Below are 18,828 nucleotides of genomic sequence, written 5' to 3'. Positions count from 1 at the left end.
AAGGGATGGATCACTTCAAGCGTATCAAGCCGCTGGCGCCGCTGACCCTGCTGGCGGCCCTGGGCGTCAGTTGCGGGGCGCAGGCGGCCGGCGCCTTTGCCCCGGAGTCGAAATGGATGAGCGGCGACTGGGGCGGTACCCGCACCGAATTGCTGGAGAAGGGTTACGACTTCACCCTCGATTACGTCGGCGAGGTGGCCGGTAACCTCAATGGTGGCTACAACGACGACAAGACTGCCCGTTACAGCGACCAGTTCGCCCTCGGTGCGCACCTGGACCTGGAGAAGATCTTCGGCTGGCACGATGCCGAGTTCAAGCTGGCGATCACCGAGCGTAGCGGGCGCAACCTGTCCAACGACCGCATCAGCGACCCGCGTGCCGGCCAGTTCAGTTCGGTGCAGGAAGTCTGGGGCCGTGGCCAGACCTGGCGCCTGACGCAGATGTGGGTCAAGCAGAAGTATTTCGATGGCGCCCTGGATATCAAGGTCGGCCGTTTCGGTGAAGGCGAGGATTTCAACAGCTTCCCCTGCGACTTCCAGAACCTGGCGTTCTGCGGCTCGCAGGTGGGTAACTGGGTTGGCGGCATCTGGTACAACTGGCCGGTCAGCCAGTGGGCCATGCGGGTCAAGTACAACATCACCCCGGAGTTCTTCGCCCAGGTCGGCGTGTATGAGCAGAACCCCTCCAACCTTGAGACCGGCAACGGCTTCAAGCTCAGCGGCAGCGGCACCAAGGGCATGATCCTGCCGGTGGAGCTGGTCTGGTCGCCGCAGGTCAACGGCCTGCCGGGCGAGTACCGCCTGGGTTACTACTACAGCACGGCCAAGGCCGATGACGTCTATGAAGACCTCAATGGCCAGCCCCAGGCATTGACCGGCGCCGCCTTCAAGTCGCATTCGAGCAAGCATGGCTGGTGGGTGGTGGCCCAGCAGCAGGTCACTGCGCACAACGGTGATGCCAACCGCGGCCTGAGCCTGTTCGCCAACTTCACCGTGCACGACAAGGCCACCAACGTGGTCGACAACTATCAGCAGGTGGGCATGGTCTACAAGGGCGCCTTCGATGGCCGGCCCAAGGATGACATCGGCTTTGGCGTGGCGCGCATCCACGTCAACGATGACGTGCAGGACAGGGCAAAACTGCTCAACCAGCAGAGCGGTATCGCGGATTACAACGACGCCGATTTCGTGCCGATCCAGAAGACTGAGTACAACGCCGAACTGTACTACGGCTTCCACGTTACCAACTGGCTGACCGTGCGGCCGAACCTGCAGTACATCAAGAGCCCGGGTGGGGTGGATGAGGTGGATAACGCGCTGGTCGCCGGGTTGAAGATTCAGTCGTCGTTCTGAGGCGATATGTTGTAAATTTACGCATATTGCGACCGCTGTGCGGTCGATCGCTGGCAAGCCAGCTCCCACATGGATTGCGCAGAACCTGTGGGAGCGGGCTTGACCCGCGATGAGGCCCTCACTAACAACAAGAGTTTCCCGCCATGCCAGAGCACCCGCTACAACGTTTCTTCACTTCGCAGAGGCCCAGGCCGACCTTCGAGTGGGAGCGTTACCAGCAGCGCGATGTGCTGATCATCGATCACCCGCAATGCCAGGCAGTATTCAGCCGTCAGGGCGCGCAGTTATTGCACTTCCAGCCCCAGGGCGAGCGCCCCTGGCTGTGGTGTGCGGCGCAGTGGCCGCAAGTCGGCGCCATTCGTGGTGGCGTGCCGGTGTGCTGGCCTTGGTACGGCCGTCACCCCAGCGAGGACATGTGGCCGGCCCATGGCTGGGCGCGCCTGCTTGACTGGAAGCTGATTGACAGCAGCGAAGACGCAGACGGCGTGACCCTCAAGTGGCGCCTGCAACTGTGCGACTGGCAGGTCGACCTGCTGGCCAAACTGGGCAAGCGCATGGAGCTGCAACTGAGTACCGAGCACCAGGACAGCCAGCCTTGTCAGTTGAGTCATGCTCTGCTGGCCTACTGGCGTATTAGTGACGTTTCCGAGATAGCGCTGTCTGGGCTAGAAAACATTGAGGGTTACGACCGTTTGAACCGTCAGGCCTGCCGGCAGAAGGGCGCCTTGAAGGTCCATGGCGGTTGCCAGCGGGTATTCCCCAATGCGGCGACCCTGCAGTTGCACGACCCAGCCTGGCAGCGCCAGTTGTGCATCGATACCGGTGACAGCGAGGACACCGTGGTCTGGCACCCCGGCAGCCGGCCGTTGATGGGCGTCAGTGGCAGCGAAACCCTGGGCTTCGTCTGTGTCGAGGCGGCCAGCGGCAGCAGTGACAGCCTGAGCCTGGCGCCGGGTGAGCAAGCACACCTGCGGCTGCAGGCGCACTTGCTCAGTTGAGTTCGTCGTCGATCGGGTAGCGGCTGGCGTTGAGGCTTTCCTTGATCTTGCGCAGGTGCGGCTGGAAGTCGACGCCGCGGCGCAGAGTCATGCCGGTGGCCAGCACGTCGAGCACGGTCAGCTGGATGATCCGCGAAGTCATCGGCATATAGATGTCGGTGTCTTCGGGCAGCGGGATGTTCAGGCTCAGGCTGCTGGCCTTGGCCAGTGGCGAGTCGGCGGCCGTCAAGCCGAGTACCGAGGCGCCGTTTTCCCGGGCCAGGCGCGCGACTTCGACCAGCTCGCGGGTGCGCCCGGTGTAGGAGATGATCACGAACAGCTCGCCGGTGTGGGCCACCGAGGCCAGCATGCGTTGCATCAGCACATCGGCATGGGCCGACACTGCCAGGTTGAAACGGAAGAACTTGTGCTGGGCATCGAGTGCCACCGGCGCCGAGGCGCCGAGGCCAAAGAAGTGAATCTGCCGGGCTTGGATCAGCATGTCGACGGCGCGGCTGACCAGCTGTGGATCAAGTTGCTGGCAGGCACTGTCCAACGAGGCGATGGCGCTGCCGAAGATCTTTTGGGTGTAGGAGGCCGGGTCGTCATCGGCTTCCACCGCCCGGCTGACATAGGCGGCACCACTGGCCAGGCTCTGCGCCAGTTGCAACTTGAGCTCGGGGTAGCCGCTGACGCCGAACGAGCGGCAGAAGCGGTTGACCGTCGGCTCGCTGACCTTGGCGGCCTGGGCCAGGGCGGCGATGCTGAAGCGGGTGGCTTGCTGGGGGTTGAGCAGGATGACTTCGGCGACTTTGCGCTCAGCCTTGTTCAGCTCTTCGAGGCGGCCCTGGATCTGCTCCAGGAGGTTTCGCACGCGGTCCATGGGTGTTTTCCTTGGGTCGTTGAGACAGCCGGCTGGCGACAGCAGCGGGCTTTTGACACGGTGGCCTATCGTACTGATGGCATGGATGGCACACCACTTGAATCTGTCCATTGAGTAAAATGTTGTGGTTTTTACTACATTATTCCTTGAAAACTGCGATTGAAAACGGTATTTCTACGTCAACTTGATAAAAGAACCAACATCATGGCTTCGATCAGCGTTGAACCCTGCACCTTTGCCCTGTTTGGCGCCCTCGGCGACCTGGCCTTGCGCAAGCTGTTCCCGGCGCTCTACCAGCTCGACCGGGCCGGCCTGCTGCACGCCGATACCCGGGTGCTGGCCCTGGCTCGCGAGCCGGGCAGTGTCGCTGAGCACCTGGCGTCGATCGAGGTGCACCTGCAGGAGTTCGTGCCTGCCGGGCAAATAGAGGCGCCGGTTCTGCAGCGTTTTCTCGCCCGACTTAGCTACCTGCACGTGGATTTCCTCAAGGCCGAGGACTACCAGGCCCTGGCCGAGCAGGTCGGCAGCGACAGCCAACTGATCGCCTATTTCGCCACCCCGGCGGCGGTGTATGGCGGCATCTGCGAGAACCTCGACAAGGCCGGCCTTAGTGCCCGTACCCGGGTGGTGCTGGAAAAGCCCATCGGCCATGACCTGGAGTCCTCGCGGCGGGTCAATGACGCCGTGGCCCAGTACTTTCCGGAAAATCGCGTTTACCGCATCGACCATTACCTGGGCAAGGAGACGGTGCAGAACCTCATCGCCCTGCGCTTTGCCAACAGCCTGTTCGAAACCCAGTGGAACCAGAACTCGATCTCCCACGTGGAGATCACCGTTGCCGAAAAGGTCGGCATCGAAGGGCGCTGGGGCTATTTCGACAAGGCCGGGCAATTGCGCGACATGATCCAGAATCACCTGCTGCAGCTGCTTTGCCTGATTGCCATGGACCCGCCCAGTGACCTCTCTGCCGACAGCATCCGCGACGAGAAGGTCAAGGTGCTCAAGGCCCTGGCGCCGATCAAGGGCGAGGGCCTGAGCACCCAGGTGGTGCGCGGCCAGTACATTGCCGGCTACAGCGAAGGCAAGCCGGTGCCCGGCTACCTGGAAGAAGACAATGCCAACGCCCAGAGCGACACCGAAACCTTCGTCGCCCTGCGTGCCGATATCCGTAACTGGCGCTGGGCCGGGGTGCCGTTCTACCTGCGTACCGGCAAGCGCATGCCGCAAAAGCTGTCGCAGATCGTCATCCACTTCAAAGAAACCCCGCACTACATCTTCGCCCCGGAACAGCGTTTGCAGATCGGCAACAAGCTGATCATCCGCCTGCAGCCGGACGAAGGCATCTCGCTGCGGGTGATGACCAAGGAGCAGGGCCTGGACAAAGGCATGCAGCTGCGTAGCGGGCCCTTGCAGCTGAATTTTTCCGACACCTGGCGTAGCGCGCGGATCCCCGATGCCTACGAGCGGTTGTTGCTGGAAGTGATGCGCGGCAATCAGAACCTGTTTGTGCGCAAGGATGAAATCGAATACGCGTGGAAGTGGTGCGATCAGCTGATCGCCGGCTGGAAACAGTCGGGGGACGCGCCCAAGCCCTATGCCGCCGGTTCCTGGGGGCCGATGAGCTCGATTGCACTGATTACCCGCGATGGGAGGTCCTGGTATGGCGATATCTGAACTGCAACTGCCGGCAAACGTCGCGGCACATGATTTCAACACCGCGCCGCAATTGGCCGAAGGGCTGGCCAAGGACTTGGCCGGGCGCCTGAATACGGCTATTGCAGCTAAAGGCCAGGCCACCCTGGTGGTGTCCGGCGGCCGCAGCCCGGTGGCGTTCTTCGCCGCACTGCTCAAGCAGCCGCTGGACTGGTCGAAGGTACTGGTGACACTTGCCGATGAACGCTGGGTACCGGTGGAACATGCCGACAGCAATGCCGGCCTGCTCAAGCGCCACCTGTTGACCGGCCCTGCTGCCAAGGCGCGGTTCCTCAGCCTTTATCGCGCTGCTGGCAGCCTTGACGCCGCAGCGCTGGAAGCCGACCAGGCCCTGGCCGAACTGCCAGCGATTGACGTTCTGGTACTGGGCATGGGCGACGATGGCCATACCGCCTCGCTGTTCCCCAACAGCCCGAACCTTGCCGAAGGTCTTGATCCGAACAGCGCCCGCCGTTGTCTGCCGATGCTGGCGCCGAGCGTGCCGCATCAACGCCTGAGCATGACCCGGGCGCTGCTGGCGAGCGCCGGTTTTACCGCCTTGTCGGTGCAAGGCCCGGGCAAACTCGCTACCCTGCGCGCCGCACTGGCGGGCAATGACCTGGCCGAGATGCCGATTCGTGCCTTCTTACAAGACCCTCTGGATATTTACTGGTGCCCATGAGCCAAGGATCCGCCGTTATGACCACGCATGAACTGAAACAGCCGGGAGCTTCCATGGCCGACAAGATTGCCCGGATCGATCAGATCTGCACCCAGGCGCGCATTCTGCCGGTGATCACCATCGCCCGCGAAGAAGACATCCTGCCCCTGGCCGACGCCCTGGCGGCCGGCGGTATCAAGACCCTGGAAGTGACCCTGCGCTCCTCCCATGGCCTCAAGGCCATCCAGGTCCTGCGCGAGCAGCGCCCCGAGTTGTGCATCGGCGCGGGCACGGTCCTGGACCGCAAGATGTTTGCCGCCGTGCAAGCGGCCGGCGCGCAGTTCGTGGTCACCCCGGGCATCACCCAGGATTTGCTCGAGGCCGGCGTCGACAGCGACATCCCGCTGCTGCCAGGTATCAGCACGCCGTCGGAAATCATGCTGGGCTATGCCCTCGGCTACCGGCGCTTCAAGCTGTTCCCGGCCGAAATCAGCGGCGGTGTAGCGGCGATCAAGGCCTATGGCGGCCCGTTCGGCGACGTGCGTTTCTGCCCCACCGGCGGGGTCAACCCGGGCAATGTGAAACAGTACATGGCCCTGGCCAATGTGATGTGCGTGGGCGGTACCTGGATGCTTGACAGCAGCTGGATCAAGAATCACGACTGGGCCCGTATCCAAGCCTGCAGCGCCGAGGCCCTGGCACTGCTGGACTGAAACCGAATTCGTTGTGTGCTACACGGCTTTGAGGTGCGCTTGGTCGGCGCACCTTTTTTTTGCCGGTGATTTTTCGATGTTGCTGGCGTTGTAGGGAAGGGCGTCCGGCTGTCGCGATTGTCGACCGCGCCGTACGGTTAAGAGGCTGCACGACTTTTAACTGAGGTGCGTTATGCAAGAAGAAGTACATGAAGCCATCGGCTTCCCGCTCAAGAGCGGGTCGTACGAAATTGAACGCTATCTGATTGGCGATCGAAATTCCAATCGAGGCTGCTGGGTGAGCGGGCAGTCAATCTACGGCGAAGTCAGCTTCAAAGGGCGTAAATGGCCGACTATCAGCCGGCCGGTTTTTGCCTATCTGGCCTATGTTGATACGCGAGTGATACAGGCTACTGGCAATCAGAGCTTAGAAGTCAGCGCTGCTCAGGGGCATCACCTTTGGTTCTTCAAGGGCACGGCAAAAGACTGTTCTGTGGCGCCGGCGATTGATCAAGTCAATGCGTTTTCCAATCTTCAAACCGGGATGGATTCCGAGCAGGCCTGGGCACCTGCACGGCCGCAAAAACAATCGTTACTCGTCCCGGGTAGTGCGACCTACTTGGTTTATCAGGTAGCACTGGTCTATGCCCATCGCGTATTCGCTGCTGCTGACACTATCGGTGGCCTGTTCAGTCCCAAACATGCGTGCGTCGTGCGCACGGGTGGGAAAAACGACTTGATACTGCTTTCTTCGGTGGCAACCAGTCGGCTTTGCGCCAACGAGCAGGTGCAAGGCGCGCAGCCGCCTCTGTCCAGAGACGACCTGTTCAAACTGATACTGCTCGATAACTACTCCACGGCTGGCGATGCTGGCGCCTGGAGTTTTGATATGGACGCTCTTGTGGATCCACGAAAACGCTACTGATCAACAGGCGTACCTGGATATTACCGACGATAATCGTTTCGACAAGGAATTCACCGATGAATCAGCAACCGGAAATACGCAACTTGCCTTTCAAAGAGGGCGCCTACGAAATTGATCGCTACTTGTTTGCAGAAGGCGCATCCAATTATGGATGCTGGGTAAATGGCCTGACCGTGGAAGGGGACGTCAGCTACCTGGGCTCCTCTTGGAATGTTCAGACGCGACCCATCTTCGCCTACCTGGAATACCTCAGGCCGCTGGTTAACAAGCTCAGTGTCGAGCAGACGTTCAAAGTGACTACCCAGCAAGGGATGAGCAAAAGTTACGCAACCGCCGTCTCGAAAACCTACGGCGCCGGGATTAAGTTGGGGGCGATCAGGCTGGGGGCGGAGATTACTGAGTCCAGTGTCTACGGTGAGGCCTTTTCCGAGTCCAGCACTGACGAGTGTTCGTTGTCGGTTCCTGCCCATGCGACGAACTATGTATATCAAGTCAACATGGTCTATGCGCACAAGATGCTGGCGGGCGGTAGGTTTAAACAGGTGGCGGATAACAACCTCGTCGATCTGGTCGTTGATGAATATGATCGCGTGGTTCGAGAAGACCTGGTCTTTCTGACTTCGTTTGCTACGCAGAAAATTGTCATGTTGCCCAGCGACGAATCCATCAATCCCATCAGCTGGGAGCAGATCAAAAAAGCGGTCCTGTTTGAGGGCTACCAGCACTATAGCGAGCAGGGCGATATCGGTTTCTGGGGTTTCTGACTACCTCAAAGACTGATGGCCAGCATGCCGGTCACGCCTGAAATACGGGCAAGACCGGCATAGCACTTAGAAGCTGTCGCTGGTGCTGAAGCTGCCACCACCGCTGCTGCTGGAGGTGGAGAAGTCACTGGAGCTTGAGCTCGAACTCGAACTGCTGGAGCCGGAGCTCGACCAGCTGAATGACGAAGAGCTGCTCGACGAAGAACTGCGCGGCACCAGGCGTCGGCCACTTTGCAGCACGGTTTCCAGCGCGTGCAGGCTGAGGTCGCGGGTCATGTAGTCGGCCAGCAGGCGCTCGATGCTCAAGGTCGTGCTGTAGGTATAGTCGCTGTCCCGGTAATAGTCGGTGCGCAGCGCCCGCTCCAGTTCCTTGGCTCGCTCATAATTGTGCAGGGCGCGGTCGTGCTGTTCGCGCAGCTCCGGCAGGCGGTCCTGGACGTCACGCAGGCGCGGGTAAAGCTCCTTGAGCTGCGCGGCGATCTTGTCGTCGTTGCTGTCCGGGGTCTTTTGTACTTCGACCAGCAGTTGCTCGATGGTCTGCGCCTGCAGGCGTTCGGTGATGTTCTGGCGGATCCGCAGGTAATGCGGGTCCTGCTTGCCGGCAAAATTGGCCAGTTGCTGGTGCTGCTCGTTGGCCCGGGCTTTGGCGGCGACGATGTGCTTGTTCAGGGTGACGTCTTCGCGGCTCAGCGGGTCCATGCCTGCGGCTGTGCGCGCCTGGGCCAGGTGCTGGTCGACTGCCTCCTGCAACCCGGCTATCAGGCTCAGGCGCTCACCTTGCAGCTCTTCGTTGCGGGTCTGCATGGCCCGCAGGATCAGCTCGTTGTTGCGGTTGCTGGCAAAGTTGACGCGCTTGGCCAGCGTGTTGTCGAGCCAGCGGTGGAGAAAATTGTGGCGATACTGCTCAGTGCCATAGTCACGCTTGAGCAGGTGGTAGTAGATCGGGTTGGCGCTGTACGAAGGCAGCTTGTCGACGCACTCCTGGCGAATTTCCTGGTAGCCGGTATTGGCTTCACTGTTGGCCTCTTGCGCGGCCAGCAACTGCTCGCCCAGCTCACACCAGGCCGGTTCGAGTGCCAGCTGCTGCTTGACCTGGCGGTCGATGCTTTCAATCTGGCTGCGCACCGCGTGCTGGGCGGCCAGCGACTCGGCGATATCGGTTTCGAGCCGGGCAAGTTCGGCGCGCGATTGCGCTTCGGCGTCCTGGCGTGCCTGCAGTTGCTGCAGGGTGTCCTGATCGAGGGCCGGGCGATGTTCAAGCTTGAGTGTGGCGATGTTGCTCAGGCGGGTGAGAATGTCCTGTTCCAGGCGCGCTTCCTGACTGCTCAGGGCCGACAGCAACTGCTCGGCGCTACGCAGCAAGGCCTCGCAACTGCGAGCGTTCTGCGCCACGGTGCCGGTGAGGGTAGAAGGGGTCATGTGTTCACCAGTCCATGATCATGTCAGGGTTGCCCGTGGTGCGCTGGTTGAAGCGCAGGGTCAGCGAGTTGGCAGCCTTGCTGCCCATCATGCGGTTATCGACATGGCCATCGTCGAGCTTGTCCGCTTTGACCTTGAGGTATTCGGCCTGGCTGACGCGCACGGCGAACAAACGAGTCCAGCGCTGCTTGCCGGTTTCGGCGCTGGTAACCGGCACCTCGACGCTGATGCCACCTGCGTCGGTAGCCTCGACCACCAGGAACCAGCTCTTGCCCTTGTCGGTGTCTTCGCCGCGGTTGCAGCCGGCGGGGTCGTAGCAACGTTCGACCCCGGACTTGATCCCGGTGCGGTCGACGATCTGCACAGTCAATGGCACGGCGGCAAAGTCGAGCATCTGCTTGAGGTGCTCGAGCTGATAACGGGCCTGGGGGACGTTCTGCTCATGCAGGGCATTGTTGGCTTGTGCCAGCAGCGCTTGCAGTTGCGCGCGGTCACCGGCGGCCAGCGGCATCGCTTGCAGGCGCTGCTGCAACTGATCGCGCAGGGTGCTCTGTTCCAGCCAGTAGGCGATGCGCTCGATCTCAAGATCCAGTTTGGCCACTTGCTGGCTGGCCGCTTTGAGCGTATCGCCATCGTTAACCTGCAGCAGTTGCCGGTCAGCCGATTCGGCAAGCGCCTTGAGCGTGGGGAACGGCTTCAGGCCTTCGAGGTAGGCTGGCATCGCCAGCAGCCTGGCCAGGTTATCGCGCTGCGGGTAGATACCCTCCACCGTGGTAAAGGCTGCGCGGGCCGAGGAAACGGCCTTGCGGGCCTGTTCGATCTGCGCCTCATGCATCGTGACCAGGGTCTTGACGTTGTCGCGGTTGGCCTTGTTGACGAACTGCGGCACATCGCTGGCAAAACTCTGCTCCAGCGGCGGCAAGGTTTGCCGGACCTGATCGAGGATGCGGCTGACAGCGGCATCGGGCTGGGCCTGCGCCTTTTGCTGCCACTGCTTGAGCTGCTCGTGCTTGAGCTGGATGTCAGCGCGCACGTCTTCATCGTGGTGGCGCAGGTCGCGGGCGCTGTTTTCGATTTCGACGGTAATGCCGCTGTCATGGACAATACGTGTGCACTGGGTGATCAGCGCTGCGGCGATGATCGCCAAGACCAATTTGAACAGTTGGCTGCGCGCCATCGACGCCTTGCTCAGCAGCTTTTGCCGCCAGCTCAGCGGTGGGGCCTCGAACATCAGGCGGCGGGCGAAGAACTCGCGCACGCCTTGTTCGATCAAGGCCTCATCGAAGGCGATGTTGTGGCTTTGGTAATAGCTCCGGATGCGCGCCGCGACTTCGGCGCGGCGCTTGGGCAGGTTCAGGTGTTCCTGGACCTGCATTTGCTGATGGCGCAATTCGTCGACGAACGCCATCGCTCCGAGCTGTTCGGAGAGTGGAATACTGCTCATCAGGCCGCCTTGCTGAGCAGCGCGGCGAACTTACGTTTGGAATCCTCGACGGCAGCGGCAATGTCGCGTGATGCGTTGCTCGACTCGGCCCGGTAGGTTTCAGTGAGGCTGTGCATGTCGTTCTGGAACGACAGCGTGGCATCGGCCAGGGCTCGAACCGAGTCGACCTTGATGGTCGAGCCGTAGCTGGCCTTGACCGCAGCTTCGAGCTGCTGGTTGCCGGTAGTGCCCAGGGCTTCGAGGCCCTTGCTGATGCCATCGGTGGTGGCATTGAGGGTATGAGTGGCTTCGGCCAGGCCGCTGTTGGCGGTGAACGAGACCGCAAGGCCGGTGAGCACCACCTCGTTGGTCGAGAAGAACGAGACCATGCGCTGGTACTGGCGTTCCTTGATCACGTGCACCTGGTTGATGCGGGCGAAGACCATCTCGGCGGTGTTGTAGCCGACCTTGAGGTCGTCGGCGATGTCCTTGACGATCTGATAGCGCTTGTCTTCGTCCTGCAGGGCGCGCACGGCTTCGTCGCGGCGCAGCTCAAGGGCGGAGCGCTGGGCAGGCTCGGCCGACTCGGCTGCGGCGACTTGCTGGTTGGCTGCATTAAGCTCGACCGTGCGCTGCTCCAGGGCTTGGCCGGCAATCGTCAGTACCTGCTGGGCCTCGACCTCGGCGGCTTTCATGGCCATGCGAAAATCCAGGTAGGACTCGAGGATCACCGTCTCGCGGCTGATCTGGTCGTTGGCCGACTTGCATACTTGCAGGTAGTTGTCGCGAATATCGTTGAAGCGGCTGGGGATCGAGCCACGGCGTACATTCATCCACGCCAGCTTGAGTTTCTCCATGCTGTCCAGGCGCCCGTCGTCCATCCAGCCGGCCATGGCGGCGGCGTCTTCGCGAATCGAGGTAAAACTCTGGGTGATGTCCATGAAACGGGTGGAAATGTCCATGCCCTCGATCTGCTCGCGGACCATGCTGTTGAAGGCGGTGGCTTGCTGCAGCACGGCGGCGATCGAGGTGACCTTGCTGCTGTCGTATTGCGCCACACGGTCGAGCAGTACCAGTACGGGAGCGTCCTGGACCGGACGAACGAGGTTGATGCCGATGGTGCGCAGGCCGCTCAGTGCCCGCTCGAGGTAGTTGCTCATCGAGTGTCCTTTCATGATGTGCGCGCAGCGCAAGGTAAAGCGAGGAGGGGAGTATACCGGGGGTTGCCAGCAAGCTGACCGACGATTTTTATTGCACGCAAACGAAAGTGCCCGCCTCCGGAGGGAGGCGGGCACTCGGTTGCAGCTCAGTTCAGGGCTCAGGCCGCCTTGGCCGCCTGCTGGCTCAGCGAACGGTTCAGCGCACTGAACAGCGCCTTGAAGCTCGCGGTGGTGATGTTTTCATCGATACCCACGCCGTGCACCGGACGACCACCGGCCACGCGCAGTTCGATGTAGGCCGCGGCCTTGGCGTTGGTGCCGGCGCCGATGGCGTGCTCGTTGTAGTCCATGATCTCGACGGCGATCGGCAAGCCGGCCACCAGGGCTTCAAGGGCGCCGTTGCCCTTGCCGCGCCAGTGCAGGGTGGTTTCGCCTTCACCGGCAACTTCCACTTCCACCGCGCTGTGGCCGTTCTCTTCCTGCAGGCGATGGCTGACCAGCGCGTACGGCGCGTTGGCCTGCAGGTACTCGCGGTGCAACAGCGAGTGGATCTGCTGGGCGGTCATCTCCAGGCCCAGGCGGTCGGTTTCACCCTGAACCACCTGGCTGAACTCGATCTGCATGCGCCGTGGCAGGCTGATGCCGTATTCCTGTTCGAGCAGGTAGGTGATACCGCCTTTGCCCGACTGGCTGTTGACGCGAATCACTGCCTCGTAGCTGCGGCCGATGTCGGCCGGGTCGATCGGCAGGTACGGCACTTCCCACTTGGCATCGTCTTTCTGCTGGGTGAAGCCTTTGCGGATGGCGTCCTGGTGCGAGCCGGAGAACGCGGTGTGAACCAGGTCGCCGACATACGGATGACGCGGGTGCACCGGAATCTGGTTGCACTCCTCGACGACCTTGCGCACGCCGTCGATGTCGGAGAAATCCAGCTCGGGGTCGATGCCCTGGGTGTAGAGGTTCAATGCCAGGGTCACCAGGTCGACGTTGCCGGTACGCTCGCCGTTGCCGAACAGGCAGCCCTCGACACGGTCGGCGCCGGCCATCAGGCCCAGCTCGGTGGCGGCAACGCCAGTACCACGGTCGTTGTGGGTGTGCAGGCTGATGATCACACTGTCGCGGCGGTTGACGTTGCGGCCGAACCACTCGATCTGGTCGGCATAGATGTTCGGCGTCGAGACTTCGACGGTAGCCGGCAGGTTGAGGATGATCTTGTGCTCAGGGGTCGGGTTCCACACCTCGATCACGGCGTCGCAGACTTCCTTGGCGAACTCAAGCTCGGTGGCGCTGAAAGTCTCCGGCGAGTACTGGAAGGTCCACTGGGTTTGTGGCTGCTGGGCGGCATATTTGACGAACAGTTTAGCCGCGTTCACGGCGATGTCCTTGACGCCTTGCTTGTCCTGGTTGAAGACAATGCGGCGGAACGACGGGCTGGTGGCGTTGTACAGGTGGACGATGGCCTTTTTCGCCCCGCGCAGCGATTCGAAGGTGCGCGCGATCAGGTCTTCACGGGCCTGGGTCAGCACCTGGATGGTGGTGTCGTCCGGGATGTGGCCGTCTTCGATCAGGGTGCGAACGAAGTCGAAGTCGGTTTGCGAAGCAGATGGGAACGAGGCTTCGATTTCTTTCACGCCAACGCTGACCAGGGTCTTCCAGAAGCGCAGTTTCTTTGCCGCATCCATGGGCTCGATCAACGACTGGTTGCCATCACGCAGGTCCGAGCTGCACCAGATCGGCGCCTGGGTGATGGTCTTCGAAGGCCAGGTGCGGTCCGCCAGGTTGACGGTCGCGAAGGCGCTGTATTTTTTCGAAGGGTCTTTGAGCATGGTCATGAAAGCAATCCTTGAATGTGCGGCCTTGAAAGGGGCCCGCCGAACGAAAACGAGATGAAAAGGCGAGGCGACGCGATTCAGCTTGGTAGTCGTGCACTGACCAGGCAGAGGCTGCGGTGTTGACGAAGCAGGATGAGGGTCTGAAAGGTTTTCATGGCTTCAACCCTAACCAGTGGGGTTAAAGATGGCAAGCCTTGAGAGAAAATTGAGAGAAATGCTTAAAAAACCAGTTTTGTCGAGATTTTATGGCGATTTACAAATAAAAAGACCGCGCCAGTTGCGCGGTCTTTTTGATTGGCGCAAGCCAGGCCTCAGGGCTGGAAGGCGCCGATGAAGATCGCCGGATCGACCCGCGCATCATTGAGGCTGACGTTCCAGTGCATGTGCGGGCCGGTGGCGCGGCCGGTCGAGCCGACGCGGCCCACCACGGCGCCGCGGCTCAGTTGCTGGCCGGGTTTCACGTCGATCTTCGACATGTGGCAGAACATGCTGATGAAGCCCTGGCCGTGGTCAACGAACACGGTGTTGCCGTTGAAGAAGTAATTGCCGATGAGGATCACCTTGCCGTTGGCCGGGGTCTTGATCGGCGTGCCGGCGGGTACGGCGAAATCCAGGCCGGCGTGCGGGTTGCGTTCTTCGCCATTGAAGAAGCGGCGCACGCCGAACTTGCTCGACAGCGGGCCGTTGACCGGCTTGTCGAGGATCAGGTTGCTCGGCAGGGTGGGGCTGAAGCTGCGGTAGGCCTTGATCTGCTCGGCCAGCTCGGCGTCGATGCGCTTGAGGTCGGCAGGGTCGGGGTTGACCTGGCGTTTGTTCTTCAAGGTGATGCGCTGTTCCGGGTACTTCTTGCTGCCCACGTTGAAGCTAAGGGTACGGCTGCCCTGGGTGAGCTGCGCGGTGCCGGGCTTTTGCGTCAGTGGCAGGCCGACGATGGCCAGCCAGGTGTCCTGTTCCCTGACCACCAGCACTGGCTTGCCATCAAAGCGCGCGCTGGGTGGCGTGGCGGCCGGGCCCAGGTCGACGACGGCGACGCCGCCGGGTACCGGCTTGTTCAGTTGGCGGGTGATGTAGCTGGCCTGGGCGCTGCTGGCGAACACCAGGCACAGGAGCAACAGCGGGGCAAATAGACGCGGCATGGTTCAGTCCAGTAAAGAGAGCGTGACCGGGGTCAGGTGGTTGTCTTCGACCCGCACCAGCAACTCGCCCTCGCCCAGGCGGGCGGTCAGGCGCTGGCCGTTGTGGGTCTGGGCGGCATTGCGGATGGCCTGGCCGCGCTCGTCGAGCAAGATGCTGTAGCCACGGCCCAGGGTCGCCAGCGGGCTGACCACGTGCAGGGTCTGGACCTGCGCCTGCAGACGCTGGCGGCGGTCCTTGAGGGTTTCGCGCATGGCTCGCGGCAGGCGTTCGGCGAGGCTGTCCAGGCGTTGCTTGAGCAGCGCCAGGGTGCGTCCGGGGTGTTGCGCGGCCAGGCGCGTGTCCAGGCGGGCGAGGCGCTCGCGGCGCTGGTTCAGGCGCTGCTCGAAGGCGCGGCGCAGGCGCATGTCCAGGTCGTCCAGGCGTTGGGCCTGCTGGCGCAGGCGTTCGCCCGGATGGCGCAGGCGCCGGGTCAGGCTGTCCAGGCGCAGGCGGTCGTGCATCAGGCGGCTCTGGATGCGTAGCAACAGGCGGCGCTTGAGGCTGTCGATGCGCCGTTGCAGGTCGCTGCTGTCCGGGGCCAGCAGTTCAGCGGCGGCAGACGGCGTCGGGGCGCGCACGTCAGCGACGAAGTCACTGATCGAGACATCGGTTTCATGGCCGACGGCGCTGACGATCGGCGTCTGGCAGGCGGCGATGGCGCGGGCCACGGCCTCTTCGTTGAAGCACCAGAGGTCTTCCAGCGAGCCGCCACCGCGGGCCAGGATCAGCGCGTCGAAGCCGCGACTGTCGGCCAGTTGCAGGGCGCGGACAATCTGGATGATGGCTTCGCGGCCTTGCACGGCGGTCGGGATCAGGGTCAGCTCGACCTGCGGCGCACGGCGGCGGAACACGCTGATGATGTCGCGGATCACCGCGCCGGTGGGCGAGCTGACGATGCCAATGCGCTGCGGGTGAGCGGGCAGGGCGCGCTTGTTTTCGGCACTGAACAGGCCTTCGGCGCCGAGCTTTTCCTTCAGCGCTTCGAAGGCCAGGCGCAGGGCGCCGTCACCGGCCGGCTCGACAGTATCGAGGATCAGTTGATAGTCGCCACGGCCTTCGAACAGCGAGACCTTGCCGCGCACCTTGACCGCCAGGCCGTCGCGCAGGGCCTGGCGCACCCGCGCCGCGTTCTGGCGGAACAATGCGCAGCGCACCTGGGCACCGCTGTCCTTGAGGGTGAAGTAGACATGACCGGAGGCCGGGCGGGCGAGGTTGGAGATCTCGCCTTCGACCCAGACATTGCGGAACACGTCTTCCAGCAGCACCCGGGCGCGGCCGTTGAGTTGGCTGACGGTCAGGACTTCGCGGTCCAGGCCGAGTCTTTCGAAGGGGTCTTTGATCATGGGTTGCATCATAAAGGATTGTGGAGCTGGGGTGGCAGTGGCTCGGCGGTGTCTTCATCGCTGGCAAGGCCAGCTCCCACAGGAGCTGTGTACTCCGGCCCATTGTGGGAGCCGGCCTTGCCGGCGATGGGCTGCGCAGCAGCCCCCATATGCAGGATGAACTGCTCAACCAAAGCCCCGGCATCGCGCCGATAGGCCAGGGCCACCGTACTGCGGCAACCCTCATCGGCCAGGGCAATGAAACGCAGCGAAGCCGGGGCAATCTCCTCCATGCACTGCGGCAACAACGCCACCCCAAAACCTGCCTGGATCAACTGCAGCTGAGTGGTCTTGCGCGACACCACGCGCGCCGATTGCGGAAAGAACCCTGCACCCATGCACAATTCGGCAGACAGGTAGCTCAAACCGCCACGCTGGCGATGGGGGATGGAGATAAAAGGCTCGTCACGCAGCTGCGCCAGGCAAACGCTGCTTTCTTCAGCCAATGGATGACCCTCGGCGACCGCCAGCAACAAGGGTTCTTCGAACAATGGCCGGATACAAAGCCCTTCGTGCTGACGCAACACCGGCAAGCGCAGCAGGCCGAGCTCCAGGCGACCCTCGGCCATTTCCTCAAGCTGCGCCTCGGACGACTGCTGGGCGATTTCCATGGACACCCCCGGGTTGTCATGCAGATAGCCACTGAGCCGCGCCAGCAACTGCCCGCTCAGCGGCACGGTGCTCGAGTGACTCAGGCGCAGGCTGCCGCGCACGCCCTGGCCGACCTCACGGGCCAGGCGCTGGGCTTTTTCCAGGTCCACCAGCAAGGTCCGCGCCCGCGGCAAAAAGGCTTGGCCCGCAGCGGTGAGGCGCGGCTGGCGGGCGGTGCGCTCGAACAGCAGGGTGTCGAGTTGCGACTCCAGCTCCTTGACCTGACGGCTCAGCGCCGACTGGGCGATGAACAGCCGCTCGGCCGCAGCACTGAAGCTGCCGCTCTCGGCAATTTCGACGAAGTAACGCAACTGGCGAGTGGAAATCATTGCAGCTATGCCGTTTCAAGATGACTGACTAGGTAATTGCATATTAGTCGGCATGGCTAGTGGCTGGCTAAAGTTTCCACACCTCCGCTGGTGAAGACCGTCATGCTTTCCACCCTGTTTGCCCAATTACCGTTTACCCCGCTCGACTGGTTGCCGATCCTGCTGGGTATTGGCGCCGCCTATGTCGTCTTCGGCATCGCCGGCTTCGGTACCGCGCTGGTGGCCGGCCCGGTGCTGATCAACTTCATGCCGCTGTCGCGGATCATTCCGTTGCTGGTGCTGCTGGATTTCGTCGCCGCCTTCGGCAACTGGCTGCCGGCGCGCAAGGCGGTGGCGCGTCCGGAACTGATGCGCCTGCTGCCATGCATGGCGCTGGGCTGCACCTTTGGCGTGGTGTTTCTGCTCAAGCTCAAGTCCGACGTGTTGCTGTTATTGATGGGGCTGTTTATCAGCGCCTATGCCCTCTACAGCCTGGCGGTGAAGGTCAGGCCGGCGCAGCTGTCGGCGGCCTGGTCGGTGCCGATGGGGACGGCGGGCGGCCTGTTCGGTGCCTTGTTCGGCAGCGGCGGCTTTCTATATGCGCTCTACCTCAACGCCCGGTTGCCCTCCAAGGAGCAGGCGCGGGCGACCCAGAGCGCGCTGATCAGTTGCAGCACTGTGGTGCGTCTGAGCCTGTTCCTGATCGCTGGCGTATATGCCGACCTGCCGCTGTTGCTGCTGGCCCTGTGCCTGGCGCCGATGATGCTGGGCGGTGTGTACCTGGGCCGGCGCCTGACCCTGAATATGTCGCGTGAGACCTTCGTGCGCCTGGTCACCTGGCTGGTGCTGGCCAGCGGCATTGCCCTGATCGGCCGCTACCTGAGTGAGGTAAACTGGCATCTTTGAACCTGTTTGGCCGCTGTGATGACAAACCAGAGCATTATTGTCCCGAAGATTTCCACCGTCCCCGTCCATGAGGCCCGCGCCCGAGCGATCCTGCGCTGGCTGGTGCGCGAGAAAGTCATCGAGGAGCAACTGAGCACCTGCGGCAGCACCGGTAGCCGTATGGCCTACGCCATCGCCGAGGGCGCACGCAAAGTCGTCGAGCGGCCCGAACTGCTGCCGTTCGGCCAGCCGGTCAACGGCCTCGAGGTGATCACCAAACGCTGCATCTATACCCCCACCGAGGGCTTTCTCGAAGAAGCCGGCTGCGCCGAGTGCCGCAAGGAAGTCGGCGTGGCGCTGTTCGAGAGCCTGGAAGACTGGATGCCCGGGCGCACGGAAAACTTCGTTTGCCCGCTGTGCGGCCATGAAGACGACATCAACGGTTTTCTGTTCCTGCAACCCTGTGCGTTTTCCAACCTCGGTTTCATCTTCAATAACTGGACTGCGGCGGGGTTCAGGCAGGGTTTTCTGGATAACTTCGCCGATTGGCTGGACCAGCCGGTGGCCGTGGTGCAGGTAAGCCGCGAAGGTAACTGACCGAAGGCCCATCTTTGCATTGAGCGAAGGGCACTGGATGAGTATAATG

16 protein-coding genes and 1 pseudogene are annotated in these 18,828 nt (G+C 62.2%); 9 read left to right on the top strand and 8 right to left on the bottom strand.

What is annotated here, in order from left to right:
• Positions 1 to 5: 5 nt before the first annotated feature.
• Positions 6 to 1,352 carry a carbohydrate porin gene (locus ACIOVF_RS11575; protein WP_195885754.1) on the top strand — a complete coding sequence of 449 codons (1,347 nt, stop codon included), beginning with the start codon at positions 6 to 8 and terminating at the stop codon, positions 1,350 to 1,352.
• 143 nt (positions 1,353 to 1,495) lie between these two features.
• On the top strand, positions 1,496 to 2,350 hold the full coding sequence (locus ACIOVF_RS11570) for a D-hexose-6-phosphate mutarotase (protein ID WP_045196451.1): 855 nt from the start codon (positions 1,496 to 1,498) through the stop codon (positions 2,348 to 2,350).
• Here the strand turns inward: ACIOVF_RS11570 and hexR are convergent.
• Positions 2,343 to 3,203, bottom strand: coding sequence for a DNA-binding transcriptional regulator HexR (hexR, locus tag ACIOVF_RS11565; RefSeq protein ID WP_176794343.1), 861 nt, complete (start codon positions 3,201 to 3,203; stop codon positions 2,343 to 2,345). The genes ACIOVF_RS11570 and hexR overlap by 8 nt on opposite strands.
• A gap of 213 nt (positions 3,204 to 3,416) precedes the next feature.
• Between hexR and zwf the strand changes: the two genes are divergently transcribed.
• The 5 genes from zwf to ACIOVF_RS11540 all read left to right on the top strand — a co-directional run bounded on the left by zwf (position 3,417) and on the right by ACIOVF_RS11540 (position 7,946).
• Positions 3,417 to 4,886, top strand: a complete 1,470-nt coding sequence (gene zwf, locus ACIOVF_RS11560; protein WP_045196455.1) for a glucose-6-phosphate dehydrogenase — start codon at positions 3,417 to 3,419, stop codon at positions 4,884 to 4,886.
• Positions 4,873 to 5,586 carry a 6-phosphogluconolactonase gene (gene pgl, locus ACIOVF_RS11555; protein WP_401289538.1) on the top strand — a complete coding sequence of 238 codons (714 nt, stop codon included), beginning with the start codon at positions 4,873 to 4,875 and terminating at the stop codon, positions 5,584 to 5,586. The genes zwf and pgl overlap by 14 nt, the downstream gene beginning before the upstream one ends.
• Before the next feature lie 17 nt (positions 5,587 to 5,603).
• Positions 5,604 to 6,278 carry a bifunctional 4-hydroxy-2-oxoglutarate aldolase/2-dehydro-3-deoxy-phosphogluconate aldolase gene (locus tag ACIOVF_RS11550; RefSeq protein ID WP_195885758.1) on the top strand — a complete coding sequence of 225 codons (675 nt, stop codon included), beginning with the start codon at positions 5,604 to 5,606 and terminating at the stop codon, positions 6,276 to 6,278.
• 172 nt (positions 6,279 to 6,450) lie between these two features.
• On the top strand, positions 6,451 to 7,182 hold the full coding sequence (locus tag ACIOVF_RS11545; RefSeq protein WP_401289534.1) for a monalysin family beta-barrel pore-forming toxin: 732 nt from the start codon (positions 6,451 to 6,453) through the stop codon (positions 7,180 to 7,182).
• Between the two features lie 56 nt (positions 7,183 to 7,238).
• Positions 7,239 to 7,946 carry a monalysin family beta-barrel pore-forming toxin gene (locus tag ACIOVF_RS11540; protein WP_045196460.1) on the top strand — a complete coding sequence of 236 codons (708 nt, stop codon included), beginning with the start codon at positions 7,239 to 7,241 and terminating at the stop codon, positions 7,944 to 7,946.
• A 66-nt stretch (positions 7,947 to 8,012) separates the two neighbouring features.
• Here ACIOVF_RS11540 and ACIOVF_RS11535 read toward each other — a convergent pair whose 3' ends face one another.
• The 7 genes and pseudogenes from ACIOVF_RS11535 to ACIOVF_RS11505 form a co-directional block, all read right to left on the bottom strand.
• Positions 8,013 to 9,365: a hypothetical protein gene (locus tag ACIOVF_RS11535; RefSeq protein ID WP_401289531.1), complete on the bottom strand. Its 1,353-nt coding sequence runs from the start codon at positions 9,363 to 9,365 to the stop codon at positions 8,013 to 8,015.
• A gap of 4 nt (positions 9,366 to 9,369) precedes the next feature.
• Positions 9,370 to 10,809, bottom strand: coding sequence for a DUF6384 family protein (locus ACIOVF_RS11530; RefSeq protein WP_401289528.1), 1,440 nt, complete (start codon positions 10,807 to 10,809; stop codon positions 9,370 to 9,372).
• Entirely contained in the window at positions 10,809 to 11,948 is a 1,140-nt protein-coding gene (locus ACIOVF_RS11525; RefSeq protein WP_401289526.1) for a merozoite surface protein 3b, read from the bottom strand. The genes ACIOVF_RS11530 and ACIOVF_RS11525 overlap by 1 nt, the downstream gene beginning before the upstream one ends.
• Positions 11,949 to 12,106: 158 nt before the next feature.
• Complete coding sequence (gene leuA / locus ACIOVF_RS11520) at positions 12,107 to 13,780, bottom strand: 2-isopropylmalate synthase (RefSeq protein ID WP_045196464.1); 1,674 nt, start codon at positions 13,778 to 13,780, stop codon at positions 12,107 to 12,109.
• A gap of 311 nt (positions 13,781 to 14,091) precedes the next feature.
• On the bottom strand, positions 14,092 to 14,916 hold the full coding sequence (locus ACIOVF_RS11515) for a M23 family metallopeptidase (protein ID WP_045196466.1): 825 nt from the start codon (positions 14,914 to 14,916) through the stop codon (positions 14,092 to 14,094).
• 3 nt (positions 14,917 to 14,919) lie between these two features.
• Positions 14,920 to 16,299 (bottom strand): exodeoxyribonuclease VII large subunit, encoded by a 1,380-nt coding sequence (xseA, locus tag ACIOVF_RS11510; protein ID WP_045196605.1) that lies wholly within the window; start codon positions 16,297 to 16,299, stop codon positions 14,920 to 14,922.
• 146 nt (positions 16,300 to 16,445) lie between these two features.
• A pseudogene (locus tag ACIOVF_RS11505) lies at positions 16,446 to 17,318 on the bottom strand (LysR family transcriptional regulator); the annotation flags it as partial.
• Between the two features lie 114 nt (positions 17,319 to 17,432).
• On the opposite strand from ACIOVF_RS11505, the gene ACIOVF_RS11500 reads away from it, so the two are divergent.
• Both ACIOVF_RS11500 and ACIOVF_RS11495 read left to right on the top strand, forming a co-directional pair.
• Positions 17,433 to 18,203, top strand: a complete 771-nt coding sequence (locus ACIOVF_RS11500; protein WP_045196607.1) for a sulfite exporter TauE/SafE family protein — start codon at positions 17,433 to 17,435, stop codon at positions 18,201 to 18,203.
• An 18-nt stretch (positions 18,204 to 18,221) separates the two neighbouring features.
• Positions 18,222 to 18,779 (top strand): sugar ABC transporter ATPase, encoded by a 558-nt coding sequence (locus ACIOVF_RS11495; protein WP_401289522.1) that lies wholly within the window; start codon positions 18,222 to 18,224, stop codon positions 18,777 to 18,779.
• The last annotated feature ends 49 nt before the right edge of the window (positions 18,780 to 18,828 follow it).

The organism is Pseudomonas sp. NPDC087612, from assembly GCF_044743505.1.
Taxonomy (GTDB): Bacteria; Pseudomonadota; Gammaproteobacteria; order Pseudomonadales; family Pseudomonadaceae; genus Aquipseudomonas.
This window is presented reverse-complemented; position numbering and strand designations above follow the sequence as displayed.

Bases quoted from the DNA above. Each gene is read 5' to 3' on its own strand.
- ACIOVF_RS11515 (WP_045196466.1), bottom strand. From the start codon at position 14,916: ATGCCGCGTCTATTTGCCCCGCTGTTGCTCCTGTGCCTGGTGTTCGCC.
- leuA (WP_045196464.1), bottom strand. From the start codon at position 13,780: ATGACCATGCTCAAAGACCCTTCGAAAAAATACAGCGCCTTCGCGACC.
- ACIOVF_RS11495 (WP_401289522.1), top strand. From the start codon at position 18,222: ATGACAAACCAGAGCATTATTGTCCCGAAGATTTCCACCGTCCCCGTC.
- ACIOVF_RS11530 (WP_401289528.1), bottom strand. From the start codon at position 10,809: ATGAGCAGTATTCCACTCTCCGAACAGCTCGGAGCGATGGCGTTCGTC.
- ACIOVF_RS11545 (WP_401289534.1), top strand. From the start codon at position 6,451: ATGCAAGAAGAAGTACATGAAGCCATCGGCTTCCCGCTCAAGAGCGGG.
- ACIOVF_RS11535 (WP_401289531.1), bottom strand. From the start codon at position 9,365: ATGACCCCTTCTACCCTCACCGGCACCGTGGCGCAGAACGCTCGCAGT.
- ACIOVF_RS11550 (WP_195885758.1), top strand. From the start codon at position 5,604: ATGACCACGCATGAACTGAAACAGCCGGGAGCTTCCATGGCCGACAAG.
- ACIOVF_RS11525 (WP_401289526.1), bottom strand. From the start codon at position 11,948: ATGAGCAACTACCTCGAGCGGGCACTGAGCGGCCTGCGCACCATCGGC.
- ACIOVF_RS11540 (WP_045196460.1), top strand. From the start codon at position 7,239: ATGAATCAGCAACCGGAAATACGCAACTTGCCTTTCAAAGAGGGCGCC.
- ACIOVF_RS11575 (WP_195885754.1), top strand. From the start codon at position 6: ATGGATCACTTCAAGCGTATCAAGCCGCTGGCGCCGCTGACCCTGCTG.
- zwf (WP_045196455.1), top strand. From the start codon at position 3,417: ATGGCTTCGATCAGCGTTGAACCCTGCACCTTTGCCCTGTTTGGCGCC.
- xseA (WP_045196605.1), bottom strand. From the start codon at position 16,299: ATGATCAAAGACCCCTTCGAAAGACTCGGCCTGGACCGCGAAGTCCTG.
- pgl (WP_401289538.1), top strand. From the start codon at position 4,873: ATGGCGATATCTGAACTGCAACTGCCGGCAAACGTCGCGGCACATGAT.
- ACIOVF_RS11570 (WP_045196451.1), top strand. From the start codon at position 1,496: ATGCCAGAGCACCCGCTACAACGTTTCTTCACTTCGCAGAGGCCCAGG.